This window comes from Flavobacterium sp. IMCC34518 (genome assembly GCF_027111095.2).
GTDB classification, from domain to species: domain Bacteria; phylum Bacteroidota; class Bacteroidia; order Flavobacteriales; family Flavobacteriaceae; genus Flavobacterium; species Flavobacterium praedii.
In genome coordinates, this window is record NZ_CP114284.2 from 2,081,650 (window position 1) to 2,100,417 (window position 18,768).

Annotated in this window: 15 protein-coding genes; 3 read left to right on the forward strand and 12 right to left on the reverse strand. The window is 35.1% G+C overall.

The window, feature by feature from the left end:
• Nucleotides 1–17: 17 nt before the first annotated feature.
• Together OZP06_RS08840 and OZP06_RS08845 are read left to right on the forward strand one after the other, a co-directional pair.
• Nucleotides 18–1,967 (forward strand): sialate O-acetylesterase, encoded by a 1,950-nt coding sequence (locus OZP06_RS08840; RefSeq protein WP_269221541.1) that lies wholly within the window; start codon nt 18–20, stop codon nt 1,965–1,967.
• Between the two features lie 542 nt (nt 1,968–2,509).
• On the forward strand, nt 2,510–4,918 hold the full coding sequence (locus tag OZP06_RS08845; RefSeq protein ID WP_281238213.1) for a glycoside hydrolase family 95 protein: 2,409 nt from the start codon (nt 2,510–2,512) through the stop codon (nt 4,916–4,918).
• 55 nt (nt 4,919–4,973) lie between these two features.
• Here the strand turns inward: OZP06_RS08845 and OZP06_RS08850 are convergent, their stop codons facing one another.
• From OZP06_RS08850 to OZP06_RS08860, 3 genes are all read right to left on the reverse strand, one after another.
• Entirely contained in the window at nt 4,974–5,954 is a 981-nt protein-coding gene (locus OZP06_RS08850; protein WP_281238212.1) for a Gfo/Idh/MocA family oxidoreductase, read from the reverse strand.
• Nucleotides 5,955–5,961: 7 nt separating this feature from the next.
• Nucleotides 5,962–6,678 carry a DsbA family oxidoreductase gene (locus tag OZP06_RS08855; protein WP_269221544.1) on the reverse strand — a complete coding sequence of 239 codons (717 nt, stop codon included), beginning with the start codon at nt 6,676–6,678 and terminating at the stop codon, nt 5,962–5,964.
• A gap of 101 nt (nt 6,679–6,779) precedes the next feature.
• On the reverse strand, nt 6,780–7,202 hold the full coding sequence (locus tag OZP06_RS08860; RefSeq protein WP_281238211.1) for a metalloregulator ArsR/SmtB family transcription factor: 423 nt from the start codon (nt 7,200–7,202) through the stop codon (nt 6,780–6,782).
• A 288-nt stretch (nt 7,203–7,490) separates the two neighbouring features.
• Between OZP06_RS08860 and OZP06_RS08865 the strand changes: the two genes are divergently transcribed.
• Entirely contained in the window at nt 7,491–8,753 is a 1,263-nt protein-coding gene (locus tag OZP06_RS08865; protein WP_269221547.1) for a hypothetical protein, read from the forward strand.
• Between the two features lie 243 nt (nt 8,754–8,996).
• Here OZP06_RS08865 and OZP06_RS08870 read toward each other — a convergent pair whose 3' ends face one another.
• The 9 genes from OZP06_RS08870 to nuoF all read right to left on the reverse strand — a co-directional run bounded on the left by OZP06_RS08870 (nt 8,997) and on the right by nuoF (nt 18,767).
• A complete protein-coding gene (locus OZP06_RS08870) occupies nt 8,997–10,367 on the reverse strand; it encodes an NADH-quinone oxidoreductase subunit N (RefSeq protein ID WP_269221548.1) in 1,371 nt (456 codons plus the stop codon).
• 19 nt (nt 10,368–10,386) lie between these two features.
• Nucleotides 10,387–11,829, reverse strand: a complete 1,443-nt coding sequence (locus OZP06_RS08875) for an NADH-quinone oxidoreductase subunit M (RefSeq protein ID WP_269221549.1) — start codon at nt 11,827–11,829, stop codon at nt 10,387–10,389.
• Nucleotides 11,830–11,838: 9 nt separating this feature from the next.
• The gene (gene nuoL, locus OZP06_RS08880; RefSeq protein ID WP_269221550.1) at nt 11,839–13,722 is read right to left on the reverse strand and encodes an NADH-quinone oxidoreductase subunit L; all 1,884 of its coding nucleotides are present in this window, start codon (nt 13,720–13,722) and stop codon (nt 11,839–11,841) included.
• A gap of 6 nt (nt 13,723–13,728) precedes the next feature.
• Nucleotides 13,729–14,049, reverse strand: coding sequence for an NADH-quinone oxidoreductase subunit NuoK (nuoK, locus tag OZP06_RS08885; RefSeq protein ID WP_100432422.1), 321 nt, complete (start codon nt 14,047–14,049; stop codon nt 13,729–13,731).
• On the reverse strand, nt 14,049–14,558 hold the full coding sequence (locus OZP06_RS08890; protein ID WP_269221551.1) for an NADH-quinone oxidoreductase subunit J: 510 nt from the start codon (nt 14,556–14,558) through the stop codon (nt 14,049–14,051). Before OZP06_RS08890 ends, nuoK begins: the two co-directional genes overlap by 1 nt.
• Nucleotides 14,558–15,103 carry an NADH-quinone oxidoreductase subunit I gene (locus OZP06_RS08895; protein ID WP_281238209.1) on the reverse strand — a complete coding sequence of 182 codons (546 nt, stop codon included), beginning with the start codon at nt 15,101–15,103 and terminating at the stop codon, nt 14,558–14,560. The genes OZP06_RS08890 and OZP06_RS08895 overlap by 1 nt, the downstream gene beginning before the upstream one ends.
• A gap of 124 nt (nt 15,104–15,227) precedes the next feature.
• Complete coding sequence (nuoH, locus tag OZP06_RS08900) at nt 15,228–16,280, reverse strand: NADH-quinone oxidoreductase subunit NuoH (protein WP_269221552.1); 1,053 nt, start codon at nt 16,278–16,280, stop codon at nt 15,228–15,230.
• 3 nt (nt 16,281–16,283) lie between these two features.
• Nucleotides 16,284–17,315, reverse strand: coding sequence for a 2Fe-2S iron-sulfur cluster-binding protein (locus tag OZP06_RS08905; RefSeq protein WP_281238208.1), 1,032 nt, complete (start codon nt 17,313–17,315; stop codon nt 16,284–16,286).
• Between the two features lie 84 nt (nt 17,316–17,399).
• Nucleotides 17,400–18,767 carry an NADH-quinone oxidoreductase subunit NuoF gene (nuoF, locus tag OZP06_RS08910; protein WP_281238207.1) on the reverse strand — a complete coding sequence of 456 codons (1,368 nt, stop codon included), beginning with the start codon at nt 18,765–18,767 and terminating at the stop codon, nt 17,400–17,402.
• Nucleotide 18,768 lies beyond the last annotated feature (1 nt).

The following is an 18,768-nucleotide window of genomic DNA, read 5'->3' on the forward strand; positions in this document are numbered from 1 at the left end:
TTAAAAAACATAATAAAATGAAAAAAAGTATCGCATTTCTTTTTCTGATTTCTTTCATAATGGTAAACGCCAATGTTCGAATGCCTTTAGTATTTTCGGACGGAATGGTTTTGCAACGCAATAAACAAATTCCCGTTTGGGGTTGGGCAGACGCCAATGAAAAAGTCGAAGTCCATTTTAACAAACAGACCAAAACCATCACAACCGACGCAACCGGAAAATGGATGGTGAAATTAGATTCCGAAAAAGCAGGAGGACCGTTTGAATTGACCATTTCTGGCAAAAACAAAATTGTTATAAAAGATGTTTGGGTTGGTGAAGTCTGGATTTGCAGCGGACAATCGAATATGGAATTCCAGATGTATAAAACGATGAATTTCAAAACCGAAATCGAAGACTCCAATTATCCAATGATTCGTCATTTTGGTGTAGCCCAGGATTTGAGTGGTTCACCAAAAGAAGATTTAAAAGCTGGAAAATGGGTCGTTTGCAACAAAGAAACCATCAGCGATTTTACGGCTGTTGGTTTCTTTTTTGCTAAAAAATTATATGCCGAATTAAAAATCCCCATCGGAATCATCAATACCTCTTGGGGCGGCACTTGTGTCGAAACTTGGACCAGCCGTGAAGCATTCGAAAAAAGCGATGACTTTAAAGCCATGATTGCCGATGTGCCTCAGGTGGATATGGACGCCGTTTTTGAAACATACAAAAAATCAGTTTTAGATAATATCAAAAAAGTTCAAGGTTTTGATGTGACGATGGCCAACGAAAATCAGTTTAAAGATTTGAATTTTAAAGACGCTAATTGGCCTGAAATAAAAGTGCCTTCCTTGTGGGAAAACCAACAAATCGGTAATATTGACGGAATCGTTTGGATGCGAAAAACTGTTGTTTTATCTGCCGAACAGGCCAAAAAAGAAGCTGTTTTGCATATGTCCAAAGTAGATGACGAAGACATAACTTATGTAAATGGCGTTCAGGTAGGAACCAATAATATTTGGGAAGCCCAAAGAGTTTATACAATTCCTGCCGGCGTTTTGAAAGAAGGTAATAATGTAATTGCAATTCGAATTTCAGATTACTCAGGTGGTGGCGGAATTTACGGCGATCCTGCCGATTTAAAAATTGATTTCAAAGATTTTAGTATGCCTTTGGAAGGTCTTTGGAAGTTCAATGTAGTACAGGTAAAAATTGCCATTTCACCCAATAGTTATCCTTCGTTATTGTATAATGCAATGGTCAATCCATTAATTCCGTACGCTTTTCAAGGTGTTTTGTGGTATCAGGGTGAAGCCAATGTTTGGAGAGCTAAACAATATAAAAAAGCATTTCCGTTGATGATAACAGATTGGAGAACCAAATGGAATCAGGGTAATTTTCCTTTTTATTTTGTACAATTGTCAACTTTCAATGAGTTTAATGGAAATAGCAAAGTTGGCAGCCGCTGGGCAGAACTTCGTGAAGCACAAACGGAAACTTTGCAATTACCAAACACCGGAATGGTGGTAACGACTGATATTGGCAATGCAAAAGACATTCACCCCACAAACAAACAAGACGTTGGAAAACGTTTAGCATCAATTGCTTTGAATGATGTTTATGGAAAAAAACAAGTTTGTAGTGGACCAATGTACCAATCAATGGAAATCAAAGGGAATCAAATTATCTTAACGTTTGATAAAATCGGAAGCGGATTATCAAGTTCGGATCATTCAGAAAACGTAAAAGGATTTGAAATCGCAGGTGCAGATAAAGTTTTTTATTCCGCGAAAGCGATTATCAAAAACAATACAGTAATAGTTTCCTGTGAAAATTTAAAAAACCCTGTGGCTGTTCATTACGGTTGGGCAGATGACGATACAGAAATCAATCTTTTCAATAAAGAAAAATTCCCTGCATCTCCTTTTAGAACTGATGATTGGGAAATGATTACGGCCAACGAAAAATATAGTATTAGTAAGTAATTATAAGGGCGTGACCCCATTTGCAAAAGGCGCTACTTAGCATACCGCTCATGCGCGCCTTTCGTAAATGCGGTCGGGCTATCCGCACTACTTCGGTAGTTTGCTTTTATCCCTCACGCACAATGTCATTCAAGTTAAGGATTTTTTGCTCGGTTTTTCAAAATATAACTCTCGCAAAGACGCGAAGACGTTAAGAAATCGGCTCTAAACTTTGCGCCTTTGCGTCTTGGCGAGAAAAACAAAGTTTAACTTAATGACATTGCGGGTGAGGGCAATGTCATTAAGTTAAGAAAAAAGGCTGATTTCACCGGGATTGTTGAGCATCTTGCGTGATCTCTCCTTTGTCGAGATGACAAACTTACGTGATATTGCATATATAAATCATCGCGTTTTGTCATTCCGAGGTACGAGGAATCACATAATATTAGAACACTAGCAACTCTGAAGTACTGAAATTTCTCCTGAAAAAGCTTAACTTATAGACATTGCCCTCACGCAAGCGAAGTACAAATAAGACCTTTCATATAAATAAGTAACAATTCATGAAATCAAATCTTTTAAAAAAACTGTTTCTAGTTTTCTTCTTTTCTACTTTCTACGGAAAAGTGGTTGCGCAATCCAGCCATATTCTGTCGTACAACCAACCAGCTGAGTTTTTTGAGGAAAGTTTGGTTCTAGGAAACGGAAAAATGGGAGCAACTGTTTTCGGAGGGGTCAATTCGGATAAAATTTATCTGAATGATATCACGCTTTGGTCCGGAGAACCCGTTAATGCGAATATGAATCCAGATGCTTACAAGAACGTACCCGCCATTCGCGAAGCATTAAAAAAGGAAGACTACAAACTGGCTGAGGAGTTGAATAAAAGAATTCAAGGCAAAAATTCCGAATCGTACGCACCACTAGGGACGATGGAAATCAATAACCATCATTCCGGAAAAGTTGAAAATTACCACAGAGAATTAGATATTTCGAAGGCAATTTCCAAAGTGAGTTATGAAGTTGACGGAGTGAAATTTACCCGAGAATATTTTGTTTCGGCACCAGACCAAATTATGGCCATCAAATTGACGAGTAGCCAAAAAGGAACTTTGAGTTTTGATGTCAATTCCAGTAGTTTGTTGCAATTCAAAACAGAAGTAAAAGACAATGTCCTTACCATGAACGGTGTTGCACCAATTCATGAAAATCCGGGGTATCAAGTTGTACCTTCTTTTCTTTTGGAAAAAGACAGAGGAACTCGGTTCACCACTTTGATAAAAATCAAAAATACGGATGGTATAATTGTAAGTTCAAACAATAATTCAGGATTAAAAAACGGAACGGAAGCCATAATTTACGTTGCAATCGCAACCAGTTTTAATGATTTTGACAAAAATCCTGCTACTGAAGGTTTGAATGATAAAGCCATTGCATCAACCAATTTAAACAAGGCATTTGCAAAATCATTCGATAAATTGTGGCAAACTCACATTGCCGATTATCAAAAATTCTACAATCGAGTAACTATAAATTTAGGAAAAACCACAGCACCTGATTTACCAACAGACGAACGTTTACTAAGATATTCTGAAGGAAAAGAAGATAAAAATCTGGAAATTCTATATTTTAATTATGGGCGTTATTTATTAATTAGCTCTTCCAGAACGCTAGGAGTTCCAGCCAATTTGCAAGGACTTTGGAACCCCTACTTAAATGCGCCTTGGAGTTGTAATTACACGATGAACATCAATCTGGAAGAGAATTATTGGCTGACGGAAAACACAAATCTTTCCGAAATGCATTTGCCACTTTTGAGTTTTATAAAAAACCTATCGGTTACTGGGAAAATAACCGCGAAGACTTTTTATGGAATTGATAAAGGTTGGGCCGCAGCACACAATTCTGATATTTGGGCGATGACCAATCCTGTTGGACAATTTGGAAAAGAAGACCCAATGTGGGCATGCTGGCCATTGGCCGGTGCTTGGTTGAGTACACACATTTGGGAACATTATGTTTTTACCCAAGATAAAGAATACTTAAAAAAAGAAGGATATCCATTGATGAAAGGGGCAGCTGAATTTTGCCAGGGTTGGCTAGTAACAGATAAAAATGGAAATTTAATTACGGGTCCTTCAACTTCACCCGAAAATCAATATATAACACCCGATGGTTTTGTTGGTGCAACCATGTATGGCGGTACGGCCGATTTGGCGATGATTCGGGAATGTTTTGACAAAACAATTCGAGCCGCTAAAATTTTAAATATTGATGCCGAATTTAGAGTGGAACTTGAAAAAGATTTGGCTAATTTACATCCGTATCAAGTTGGTAAAAAAGGAAACTTGCAGGAATGGTATTTTGATTGGGAAGATAAAGATCCCAAACACCGCCATCAATCGCAGTTGTTCGGACTTTTTCCTGGAGATCATATCACACCAGAAAAAACACCTGATTTAGCCAAAGCTTCGAGACAAACTTTAGAAATAAAAGGAGACGAAACAACGGGTTGGTCAAAAGGCTGGCGTATTAATCTTTGGGCCAGACTTTGGGACGGTAATAGGGCTTACAAAATGTTTCGGGAACTGCTTCGATATGTTGATCCCGACGGAAAGAAAACGGAAACACCAAGAAGAGGAGGAGGGACGTATCCTAATTTATTCGATGCACATCCGCCGTTTCAAATTGACGGGAATTTTGGTGGAGCTGCCGCTGTTGCTGAAATGCTGGTTCAGTCTGATGAAAATGAAATCAGATTACTGCCCGCTTTGCCCGATGCTTGGGAAAGCGGAACCGTAAAAGGCATCTGTGCCAGAGGTGGATTTGAAATTTCGATGGAATGGAATGGTAAAAGGCTGAAGAAAGTTTCGGTATTTTCTAAAAAAGGAGGTAAGACAACCTTAATTAGTGGAGAGAAAAAGCAAGATGTAACTTTAAAAAAAGGACAGCAATTAGAAATAGTTTGGTAAATAAAAAGAGGTGCTAATTTGATTAGCACCTCTTTTTCTTATTGAAGTTTATAATTCAATTTCCAATAATTTGATCCATAACCCAACTGGTATGGGTTGCTGTAGCTCCACTGGACGGATGTTCAGAATTCCCCAAAAGATGTTCCCGCATTTGTTCTACATGATACAACTGAATGTTTTCAGGATGTTCTATGATGTGGGTTGATTCGCCTTCTTCGGTTTTAAGAATTATTGGGGTGTTTTCAAAAACCGAAAAGGTGATTTTGCCTTTACTTCCGTAAATTTCGACTATATCTTCCCTTTCAAAAGTGCCGAAATTCCAACTTCCACTACCGGTAATTCCAGACTCGTGAAGCCAATTGGCAGTGGCCACATCTTTGGAAGTGTACAACCCTTGTTGATTGAGACTAATTCCGGAAACTTCTTTTATGGTTCCAAAATAATGGATGAACAAATCCAACCCGTGACTCGCTAAATCGTCAAAATAACCGCCCGTTGCAATTGTTTTATCGGTTCTCCAGTTGTATTCTCCAGAACGATCTTGATCGGTTGTAGGTTTGCTCAAATGCCAGCGAATGTGTCTCACATCTCCAATGGTTTTCGTATCGATCCATTTCTTTATTTGTTCGAATCGGGGTAACGTTCGTCTATAATAGGCAATAAATAATGGAATGTTTTTGGCTTCAAAAGCTTCGGTGATACTCAAACAATCTTGGAAATTGGGAGCCAAAGGTTTTTCGATACAGCATGGTTTTCCAGCCTCAGCTACTTTCACTCCATAAAATTTATGGGTATCTGGCGGTGTGGCAATATAGATAGCATCAACTTCAGGATCATTTATTAGATCATCGGCATCCGTGTAATATTTCTTTATTCCATGTCTTTTGGCATAATCAGCGGCTTTTTGAGCATCTCTGCGCATCACAGCTTCAATACTGAAACCATTTGTTTTTTGATAGGCTGGCCCACTTTTTAATTCGGTCACATTTCCGCAACCAATAATTCCCCAGCGGATTATTTTTGTATTTTCACTCATGTTTTTATTATTCACAACCATCAATACCACAACTGTTTTCGTCAGTGGCGTTTTGGAGTTGTAATTTAGTTTTGTAATTTCCTTCCTCCCAAGATTTTTCCAGTGTTTTCAAAAACACATCAGTGGCTTGTGCTCCAGATACAGCATATTTATTGTCAAATACAAAGAAGGGAACACCTGTTACACCAATCGATTGCGCCTCTTCTTGGTCTTGTCGCACCTCATTAGCATAAACATCTGAATGTAATACGTTTTTAATCGCTTCTTTTTCTAATCCTACTTCGAGACCCAACGATTCTAAAGTTTTCAAATCGTTTACATCTTTACCATCAGTCAAATAGGCTTTGAATAATAGTTCTTCCAACTCGTTCGATACATTATGTTTTTTGGCCAAATGCAATAAGCGATGGGCGTTTAATGAATTGGCAAGAATGGCTTTCTCAAAATGAAAATTCAATCCCGATTTTTTCGCGTTTTCAGTCATATTATCTACCATTGTTTGTGCCCAACTGGTATCTTTTCTATATTTTTCTGCCAAATGATCAATGATGCTTTCATTGGGAGTTGCCACAAAACTCGGATCCAATTGAAAACTTTTCCATTCAATAGCTACCGATTCTTTATTATCAAAAAGTGAAAGTGCTTCTTCTATTCTTCTTTTTCCAATATAACAAAACGGACACATTACATCCGACCAGATTTGTATTTTTAATTGATTTTCCATATTTTTTTAGTCTCTATCCTTTTATTTAAAAAGTAAAATTATGAAATTCAATTTGGATCGGTTTATTTTTAAGTTTTTATTAGGAACTAACTATGGATCGTTTATTCAGTTTTGTTTTTTTTATCTGGAAACGTATAGTTGTATTGTTTTAAGTTTTGTTTTGTTTCAATTGCAGTATAAGTTGTGTCTTGTAATTGACTGGTCTCTTCCAAAATCGATTTATTATTCATAAAATGGATTAGGTACTTTTTTAAAAGTTGCATTTTGTCTATTTCTATTGAATAAATAGTTTTTTTACCAACGTTTTTGACCTTTAATAAATCTGCTTTTTTTAGCTCTAACAAATGTTTTGATATAGTTGATTGTGCCAATGGTATTAATGAGACAATTTCACCACAGGTTCTATTGTTTTTTTTCAATAAGATGGTCATGATTTGTATGCGTGTAGGATGCCCGAGCGCTTTACATATTTCGGCTATTGCTTTTGTTTCTTTATCGAAATTTAATTGTTTGGTAGTTCCCATAAATAGCTTGTTTTCAATATCGTAAATTAACGATTATAATCGATATTCGGTATGTTGGGTGTTTTTTATTTTTCTATAAAAAATCAACAACTATATTGTTTATTCATTTTTCTATGGAATACTTTGTTTGTTAGATTTCAGGTACTATTGCGTGTAAATGCGTATCTAAAAAGAAATAGCTTTGATTTAGATTTTCAAGTGCTATTTGTCTTATTGACTTTGTTACTTTTTCAATCATTAAATGTCCCCAACATTTACCCAATTTATTAGTAATTTAAACCTATGATCATGAAAATTATTTTAAAAATTCTCTTCTTCTTTTTGTTGTTTATTCCTTCAATTTCCGCTCAAAAAAGCCAAATTAAAGAAGCTCTTAAATTAATGAAATATGGAGATTCTGAACAAGTTATAGTTGTTTTGTCTCCCATTGCATATTTAATCGGTAATGCTTCCAATGAAGATAAAATTCATTTTTATTATTTAAAAGGAACTGCTTTAGTTGATTTAGCGAATAAAAATATAAATACTTTCAAAAACCTTACAGAAGCAATTTTTGCATTTAATGATTTGATTCAAGTTGAAATTGAATCGAATGATGATAAATTCATTTCACAAGCAACAAAATCTTTGTTTGAAATTAAAAGGAAGCTAATCGATAGTGCTAATGAAGATGTAGCTTTTGAAAACTACACAACTTCTTCCGATAAATTTTATCAAGCTTATTTAATTGATAAAAAAGATACATTACAATTATATCAAGCAGCTATTAGTTATCGAAATGGCAGTGAAAATAATTTGGCTTTGCAATGTTTTGAGGAATTAAAAGGAATGAATTATTCTGGAAATGTCCCTGTTTATATAGCTTATAGCAAAGAACTTCTAAAGGAAGAATATTTCACTACTATTGAAGAAAGAAACGAAAAAATAAAAAGCGGAACTCATCTTAGACCAAGAACAGAATTAATTTCTAAAAAAGCGGAAATTTATAAAAGTATGGCTATGATTTATATCCAAAAAGGATATAAAGAAAAAGCTTTAAAAATGATTGCCCAAGCCAGAAAGCTCAATAATCAAGATCAGGCGTTATCATTTATCGAAGCTAATTTGTACTTACAAACCAAAGATTATGAGCTTTTTGATAGCTTAGCATCAATTATAATAGAATCAAATCCTAATAATGCTGAGGTATTAGCCAATTTTGGAATAAATTGTCAAAATGAACAGTATTATGAAGGAGCTGAGTATTATTATAAAAAAGCCATTGAAACCGATCCGAAAAATATAACTGCTTATGTTAACCTTTCTGCTTTGTTGGCGGAGAAAAGTATTAAAATCACAAACAAAATTAATGATATGGAGGCTTCTTCTTCTGACAAGAAGGTGTATTTAGAGTTAAAAAAAGAAAGAGAACAAATTGTAAAAACTATAAAACCTTATTTACAAAAAATTGTATGTATAGATCCTTTTAATAATAGCGTATCACAATTAATGAACAGTCTTAATTTTACCAAAAAAACGGTTTCATTAAGTGCTTTAGCATCTGAAGATTAATCAAATTGTAAAATTAAATAAAACACATAGTATCTACTTGATTTGAAAAAGCAGATAAATAGTTAATTGCAATAGTATTAAGTTTAGATTTGAGTTGAATTAGATTAGGGTGAAAAACCATCAATTATTGTAATTGGTGGTTTTTTTATATCATAAAAAAAAGTCACTAAAATTAACTAGTGACTTAGATATAATATTTTATTATGGTAATATGATTTATTTTTTACACCAATGGAATGGATTTTAAGCTAATAAATCCAATACTAATGAAGGAAACAATCCAATAACAATATTCAAAAGAATTGCAACAACTGCAACAGCATAAATCAAGAATGGTTTTCCTGTTCTTGCTTCGTTCGGTTCTTTGGTATACATCGCTAAGATCAATTTAAAGTAGTAACCAACGCTTATAATCGAATTGATAACCGCAAATATCACAACAACTAAATAACCCGCTTGAATCGTTTGGCTGAACAAAATCAATTTAGCAAAGAAACCTGCAAAAATTGGAATACCTGCCATAGAAAGTAATGACGCCGTTAAAATCGCAGCCAATAGTGGATTTGTTTTTCCTAAACCGTGAAAGTTTACGATGTCTTCATTGTCTCTATTTTTGCATACGTATAAAATTACACTGAAAGCAGCAATACCGGCCAATGAATAGGCTGTAGCATAATACAATAAACTTCCTGCTGAAGATGATAAACTTAATAATGTCATCAACATAAATCCAGCATGCGAAATTCCTGAGAATGCAAGCATACGTTTCACATTGACTTGTTTTAAAGCCATAATATTACCAACCGTCATTGAAGTGATAGAAATTATAACAATAACGATTTGAAAAGCATAATTCAAATCAGCGTGCATACTCGATAATAGTTTATACAAAGTGGCCATGGCAACTACTTTTGCCAAAGTACTCATTAAAGCAGTTGTTAAAGCAGGTGAACCTTCGTATACATCTGGTGCCCAAAAGTGAAAAGGAACAGCAGCTATTTTAAATAACATTCCAATGGTTAACAATACAATTCCAATTGGAAACCAAATTGGTAATTCTGCAGATTGTGACATATCACTAATTTCAAGTATGTCAAAAGATCCCATTGCACCGTAAATCATACAAATTCCAAATAAAATAATCCCTGAAGCAAAAGATCCCATCAAGAAATACTTCATACCAGCTTCATTGCTTTTTATATTCATTCGGTTACTCGCAGCTAGTATATAAAGAGAAATGGATAAGATTTCAATTCCTAAAAAGAACATAGCCAAATTTCCAAACGAAACCATAGAAACGGCTCCTGCCAAAAGGAATATTTTTATAGCGATATAATCAGATAGTTTGCTTTGGTGATTGTCATAAAAATTATGACTCAAAGCCACTAAAAAGAGGGTTAGTACAATAAATAAACTCGAAAAAGAAACCGAAAATTTACTTACTACGATCATATTATTGTAGTAACTCGCTGGAGAATTAAATTCAGAAACAGTAAGTCCTAGAATGGCTAATAATCCAATAATTGTTACTGGGATAATTGCTTTTCTAAAATCGAAGATTTCAAATATAAGGCATAAAACACCTAATCCTATTATAGCTATTAATGTTGTCATTTATATTATGCTTTTTTACTTAATTGTATTTATTAATAGTGTTTAAAATAGTTTCAAGACTTGGTGTTATCAAATCGTTGATTGGTTTTGGATACATTCCGAAGAAAAACAAAACGGCAATAACAATTACCATTGTCAATCCTTCAGAGAAAGTAATATCAGTAAATAATTTTGTATTTGTCTCTCCTAACATCACATGTTGGAACATTTTCAACATATAATAAGCTCCCAAAATGATGGTTGTTCCTCCCAAAATGGCAAACCAGATATTAATTTGTGAAAGACTATACAGTACAGTAAATTCACCTACGAAATTGAAAGTTGTTGGTAAAGCAACAGAGGCCAATACCAAAATTAAAAACATAGAAGTGAATTTTGGAGATTGTGAGCGTATACCACCCATTTCTGAAATTAACCTGGTTTCGTATCTTCTATAAATGATTTCGGCTGCAAAAAACAAACCAACTACCACAAATCCATGAGCAATCATTTGCAATACTGCTCCTCTAAAACCGTCAAGAGTTAACGTATAAGTTCCTGCTGCGATCAATCCAACGTGAGCAAGGGAAGAATAAGCTAATAATTTTTTCAAATCTTTTTGTCTCAATGCTACGATTGAACCATAAATAACTCCCACAATACCAACACCGATAAAGATGTACATGTATTCTTTAGCGGCTAATGGTGCCAAGGGCAATTGCCAACGGATAAGACTGTACAATCCCATTTTTAACATGATACCAGACAAAAGCATAGTTCCAAGAGTTGGAGATTTTTGGTAAACATTCGCTTGCCAAGTGTGAAACGGAATCAAAGGAATCTTAATCGCATATGCCAAGAAGAAAGCGGTAAAAATCCATTTTTGCTCGTTAATAGTTAAATTTAATTTGTATAAATCTTCGATTAAGAAGCTGCCTGCTTTTTGGTACATATAAACAAAGGCAACCAACATGAATAATGAACCTGCCAATGTGTATATAAAGAATTTAACGACTGCTTTTCTGCGTTCTTCAGCGTCTCCATTACCCCAAATTAAAGCGATAAAGTAAATTGGAATTAATGATAGTTCCCAAAAAATGTAATATAAAAGTCCGTCGCTTGCTAAGAATGTTCCTGTCATAGCAAATGACATAAACAATATTAGAGCATAAATCGATTTTGCGTTTTTGAATTCATTCCCAAAGGAGGATAATATAATAATGGCAGTCAAGACCGTTGTCAATAAAACCATGGCCAATGACAATCCATCCGCTTGAAGTGCAAATGAAACTTTAGGTTGTGTAATCCATTGGCTGAAAAAGCTAATGTTTTCACCTAAATTAAAATGGTTTAACAAAACAATAGAGCAACCTGCTGCCGCTAATCCAAAAAACAATGCCACTTTTGAAGCTAGTTTATCGCCAGCTAAATAAGTTGCAAATGCGCCAACTAAAAGGATGATTAATATAAGAGATACGTTCATAGTATATAATTATTGAGCTAGAAATAAAAATGAAACAATGGCACACATGCCTAAAACAAAAGCAAATAAGTATAGTCCAACACTTCCATTCTGCAATTTTTTACCTTGAAAACTAAGTTCACTGGTTATTTTTCCTAATCCGAAAACTAGAGAAGAAATTCCTGTTTCTACATAGTCTCTAAAGAATTTTGACAAACTGTTTGTGGTGTTTACAAATAGTACATCATATATTTCATCAACATAGTATTTATTGTAAAGAACTTTCGTTAATCCTGTTATTTCTGCATCTTCATTTGGTACTGTATTTTGTTGGATGTATTTTCTGTAAGCTATTAAAATACCCATAAAAGCACCAATTACTGCTACTCCCATTAATGAATATTCTGTAAAACCTAATCCATGTTCCTCTGAAGTTGCTTTTGCAAAAAGTGGTGCTAAATATACATTCAACCAACTATTACCAGGCAAACTAATTAGTCCTCCTACAGTTGCCAAAATAGCCAAAACGATTAGTGGGAAAGTTATTAAAGCTGGGCTTTCATGTAAATGATGTTTTTGTTCTTCTGTTCCTCTAAAATCGTTAAAGAAAGTCAAGAACATTAATCTAAACATATAGAAAGCGGTCATGATAGACGCAACAGATGCAATAAACCATAATGGAATGTTATGATGGAAAGCCACCATTAAAATTTCATCTTTTGAGAAAAACCCAGAGAATAATGGTACTCCTGAAATTGCTAAAGAAGCAATAAGCATCGTCCAAAACGTGATAGGCATCGCTTTTTTCAAGCCACCCATTTTGCGCATATCTTGTTCTCCATGCAAACCGTGTATCACAGAACCTGATCCTAAGAACAAACAAGCTTTAAAGAAAGCGTGAGTGATTACGTGAAATACAGCTACTTCATAAGCTCCTAATCCCAAAGCCAAGAACATTAATCCCAATTGAGAAACAGTAGAGTAGGCTAGTACTTTTTTAATATCGTTCTGAACCAAACCAATCGTTGCAGCAACCAAAGCAGTTACACCACCTATTACAGCAATTATGGTCTGAACGTATGGCGTTAAATCAAAAACAAAATTCAATCGAGTTACCATAAAGATACCTGCAGTTACCATCGTAGCAGCGTGAATCAATGCTGAAACTGGTGTAGGTCCAGCCATCGCATCAGGCAACCAAGTATACAAAGGAATTTGTGCCGATTTACCACAAGCTCCAATGAACAAAGCAAAAGCTGCAATGCTCAACCAAAACGTATCAAGATTTGTAGCTCCAGCAATTGCAGTTTTTAAGGTTGCAAAATCCAAAGTGGAGAACATATTACTAAGGATGAAAATCCCGATTAACAATCCTAAATCTCCAATTCTATTCATGATGAAGGCTTTTTTGGCAGCATCATTAAAATCTTGGTTTTTATACCAAAATCCAATTAATAAGTACGAACAAAGTCCAACACCTTCCCAGCCAATGAACATTACCAATAAGTTGCTTCCAACTACCAGTGTAATCATGAAGAAGATAAACAAATTCAAATAAGCGAAGAATGAATGCATTTTCTCATCATCATGCATATAGCTGATGGAGTATAAATGGATTAGTGAACCAATTCCGGTTACAAACAATAACCATAAAATAGATAATTGATCCAGTAAAAAACCAAAACTCACATGAAAGTTGCTAATCTGAATCCAATCAAATAATTGAATGCTGATAGCTTGTTTGGTTTGATTGATTTGCAGAAAAAAGGAAACCGTAACAATAAACGAAATCACTACCGAAAGTGTTCCGATGATTCCTGAAACAGATTTTCCTAAACTTTTTCCGAAGAAAACATTAATTAAAAATCCTAAAAAAGGAGTTAAGAGTAAGACTAAAGCTAAATTGGTATCCATTGCCATTTATCCTTTTAAGTTTTTTAAATTATCGATGCTAATTGATCCAATATTTCTAAATATCGAAACTAATATGGCCAGTCCTACTGCAACTTCTGCAGCGGCAACAGCCATAGAGAAAAATACGAATACTTGTCCTTGTGTGTCTTGGTGATAGGTTGAGAAAGCCACAAACAATAAGTTAACAGCATTCAACATGATTTCAATAGACATAAATACAATGATTGCATTTCGTCTGTATAAAACCCCAAAAATTCCAATACAGAATAGTGTTACACACAGGAAGATATAGTTTTCTATACCAATTTGAGTTAAAATATTGTTCATTATTTTTCTAATTTTTCTTTTTTAGACAATAACACCGTTCCAATCATTGCTACCAATAATAAAACGGAAGCAAATTCAAAAGGTACCATATATTCATTCAATAAAGCTTTTCCAAGCACTTTTATCGATTGGTAATCTTCTCCCGTATAGTCATATTCAACAATTGGTTTTGAATCAATAAAGATTTTTATCAAAACCAAACACACCAAACAAAACGATACAATTGCCCCTAATCTTGTAAATCTCGGTTTGTGCACTTCGTCGGCTTCATTAAGATTCATCAACATTATGGTAAACAATAATAAAATCATGATCGCTCCAGAATAGACAATGATATGTACGATGGCCAAAAACTGTGCGTTTAATAATAAATAATGTCCTGCTATAGAGAAAAAACAAATCACCAAGTAAATAGCGCTATGTATCGGATTTCTGCTAAAAATAGTTAAAAAGGCAGTTAGCAAAGTGATTGCAGACAATACGCAAAATAGAATAAGTACTGTTGACATTAGTTAGCGTTTTTAAGTTGAGTGTTTTTTATAGCCATTTCTAGTGGCATAACTAGTTTATCTTTTCCAAAAATGAAATCTTCTCTGTCATAACTGGATGGAACCAATTCTTTAGAAATTGTTAAATAAATGGCATCTTTTGGACAAGCTTCTTCACAAAGACCGCAAAAAATACATCTCAACATATTAATCTCATAAATCTCTGCATATTTCTCTTCTCTGTACAAATGCTTTTCATTCGCCTTACGTTCTGCCGCTTTCATAGTAATCGCTTCAGCAGGACAAGACAATGCACATAACCCGCAGGCAGTACAGTTTTCTCTACCTTGTTCATCACGTTTCAACATGTGTTGTCCGCGGTACACGGGACTCATCTCACGAACCTGTTCCGGATATTGTATAGTTGCTTTTTTTCTGAATAAATGCTTCAGCGTAATGATCAAACCTTTTACAATCGCAATCAGATACATGCGTTCCAAAAAAGTCATCTCTTTGTTGGAGACCATTTTTTTTCTTCCTGATAAGGATATAGTTTCTATTGACATTTTATATTTTTTATTTGTAGCTAATCCTGCTATCCGCTGCAATCTTTTATGTTTTAAAGAAAAACATAAAAGGATTTCCACTTCTATCAGGGCTAGTCCCCGTTAACATTGTGATTTGGTTCTATTAAAATCCGAAATAAACAGCTATTTCACTTCTCAAAAGCACAACTCCAGTAATCATGATATTGATTATAGCAAGCGGAATCAATATTCTCCATCCCAAATGCATCAATTGATCGTATCTAAATCTTGGTATTGTCCAACGAACCCACATGATAAAGAAAATGAAACCACATAGTTTAATAAACAATACAGCCATTCCTATTACGTTGGCAATATTTACGCCCCAATGCTCTACTGCCCAACCCATTCCAGGATAATTGTATCCACCAAAGAATAGTACAGCCAAAATTGTGGAGGTTATAAACATATTTGCATATTCAGCAAATAAATAGAATCCCATTTTCATTGAAGAATATTCGGTATGATATCCACCAATTAATTCTGATTCACATTCTGCTAAATCGAAAGGCGTTCTGTTTAACTCAGCAAAAGAACAAATCAAGAAAATCAAGAAGGTTATCGGTTGATAGAATACATTCCAATGCCATTCGGATTGTTGTAAGGAGATTTCTTTTAAACTTAATGTTCCTGTCATCATAATCAAAGCGATTATAGACAATCCCATTGCTACTTCATAAGATACCATTTGTGAAGCTGCTCTAATAGAACTAATTAATGAGAACTTATTGTTGGATGCCCAACCACCAATCATAATACCATAAACACCTAGAGAAACCACTCCAAAAACATACAATATGGCAATGTTGATATCAGTTGCTTGTAATAAAATGTCTCTTCCAAATAAATGTAGTTTATCACCCCAAGGAATAACAGCGCTGGTCATCAAAGCGGTACTCATAGCAATCGCTGGACCTACAACAAACAAAAATTTATTCGGTGTGTTTGGGAAAAATTCTTCTTTTGAAAACAATTTTAAACCATCAGCAAGCGGTTGGAATAAACCAAGTGGTCCTGCTCTATTTGGCCCAATTCTGTCTTGTAACCAAGCGGCTACTTTACGTTCTGCCCATGTAGAATACATCGCCATCAACATAGTAAGGGCAAAAACCACTACTATAACAACACTTTTTTCTATAATAAATGTACTTTCCATTTTTTAAGATTTTTTAGTGTTAGTGTCCAATGGATTGGCAGCCATACTTATTTTTTTTCTATCTTGATCTCTACCCAAAAGAATGTTTTTCTCAGTAGCAATCTCAACTTTTTCTAATTTTTGAGTATAGTTGTTTTGATTTATAACTGAATCTTTTTCAAATTCACGAGGTCCTTCAATTACCCAGTCAGTCACTTCTTTTTTGTCAAAACGACATGTGTTGCAAATGAATTCTTCTACTTCATGAAACTCATCTTTACGACCTGTAACACGTTGAATTTCGTTTCCAAACATCCAAACCGTTGTATTTCCGCAACAACCTGGAGTAGTACATTCTCTGTGTGCATTATAAGGCTTGTTAAACCAAACTCTTGATTTGAATCTAAAAGTTTTATCAGTCAAAGCGCCAACCGGACAAACATCAATCATATTTCCAGAAAACTCATTCGTTATGGCTTTTGAAATACAAGTAGAGATATTCGCATGATCACCGCGATCCATTACTCCATGAACACGATCGTCTGTCAATTGATCGGCTACTTGCACACATCTTTGACATAAAATACAGCGGTTCATGTGTAATTGAATATTTGGACCGATATCTTCCGGTTCAAAAGTTCTTTTTTCCTCAATAAAACGGGATTCTGATTTTCCGTGTTCGAAGCTTAAGTTTTGCAAATCACATTCTCCAGCTTGGTCACAAATTGGACAATCAAGCGGGTGATTAATTAACAAAAATTCAGTTACTGATTTTCTTGCTTCTTGAACTCTTGGAGATGCCTTGCTGGCGATTTCCATTCCGTCTTGACAACCTGTTACACAAGAAGCCATTAATTTTGGCATTGGTCTTGGGTCAGCATCACTACCTTTGGTTACATCCACTAAACAACAACGGCATTTTCCACCGCTCCCTTTTAGTTTAGAATAATAGCACATCGCTGGCGGAACAACTTCTCCACCAATCATACGCGCAGCTTGCAAGATCGTTGTACCTGCTTCTACTTCAATTTCTTGACCGTCTATGGTTACTTTCATTCTATTTTTGTTTAAAAGTTTATAAGTTTAAAAGTTTAAGTGTTGCCACTAGTAACTTTTAACTTCCAACTTCTGACTTTTAAATTATACTATTACTTTAGAAACTAGATGCTTCACTTTTTCAAAAGGTTCGGCAACAAAATGGTCTCTATTTTTTATCTTTTCCGGAAAACGGATATGATATTCAAATTCATCTCTAAAGTGTCGAATCGCTGCGGCTACTGGCCAAGCTGCTGCATCTCCAAGGGGACAAATTGTGTTTCCTTCTATTTTGCTTTGAATGCTCAATAACAAATCGATATCTTCTTCGCGTCCGTGTCCATTTTCTATACGATGCAATACTTTCTCCATCCATCCTGTACCTTCTCTACATGGCGTACATTGGCCACAACTTTCATGGTGATAAAAACGAGAGAAATTCCAAGTATTACGAACTATACAAGAAGTGTCATTATAAACAATAAATCCTCCAGAACCCAACATAGATCCGGTAGCAAACCCCCCGTCACTTAAGGATTCATAAGACATCAAACGATCTTCACCTGCTGCAGTTTTATAAATTAAATGTGCTGGTAAAACGGGAACAGAACTTCCTCCAGGGACAAAAGCTTTTAGTGGGCGATCAGAACTCATTCCTCCAAGATATTCATCAGAGTTCATGAACTCATAAACGCTTAATCCCAATTCTATTTCATAAACTCCTGGATTTTTGATATGACCTGAAGCTGAGATTAATTTGGTTCCTGTAGATCTGCCGATACCAATTTTAGCATAATCAGCACCTGAATTATTTACTATCCATGGCACAGCAGCGATAGTTTCCACATTATTTACCACGGTTGGATTTGCCCAAAGTCCTGAAACGGCAGGGAATGGTGGTTTGATACGAGGATTACCTCTTTTTCCTTCCAATGATTCGATCAAGGCAGTTTCTTCACCACAAATGTAAGCTCCGGCACCGCAATGTACATGAAGTTCTAAATCAAATCCAGATCCTAAAATATTTTTTCCTAAAAAACCTGCTGCTTTTGCTTCAGCAATGGCTCTTTCCAAAATCTTGAAAACCCACATGTATTCTCCACGAATGTAGATATAGGATAGGTTAGCGCCCAAGGCGTAACTTGATGTGATCATCCCTTCGATCAATAAGTGAGGAATAAATTCCATCAAATAACGGTCTTTGAACGTTCCTGGTTCAGATTCATCAGCATTGCAAACCAAATGTCTAGGTTTTCCTGATTTTTTATCTATAAAACTCCATTTCATTCCTGCAGGGAAACCAGCACCACCACGACCACGTAATCCCGAAGTTTTTACTTCTTCGACTACTTCGTCTGGAGTTAAGGTTTTCAACGCTTTTTCTACAGAGGCATAACCTCCGTTTTGGCGATATACTTCATAGGTTTTAATCCCAGGAATATTGATTTTGTCTAATAATATTTTTTGTGACATA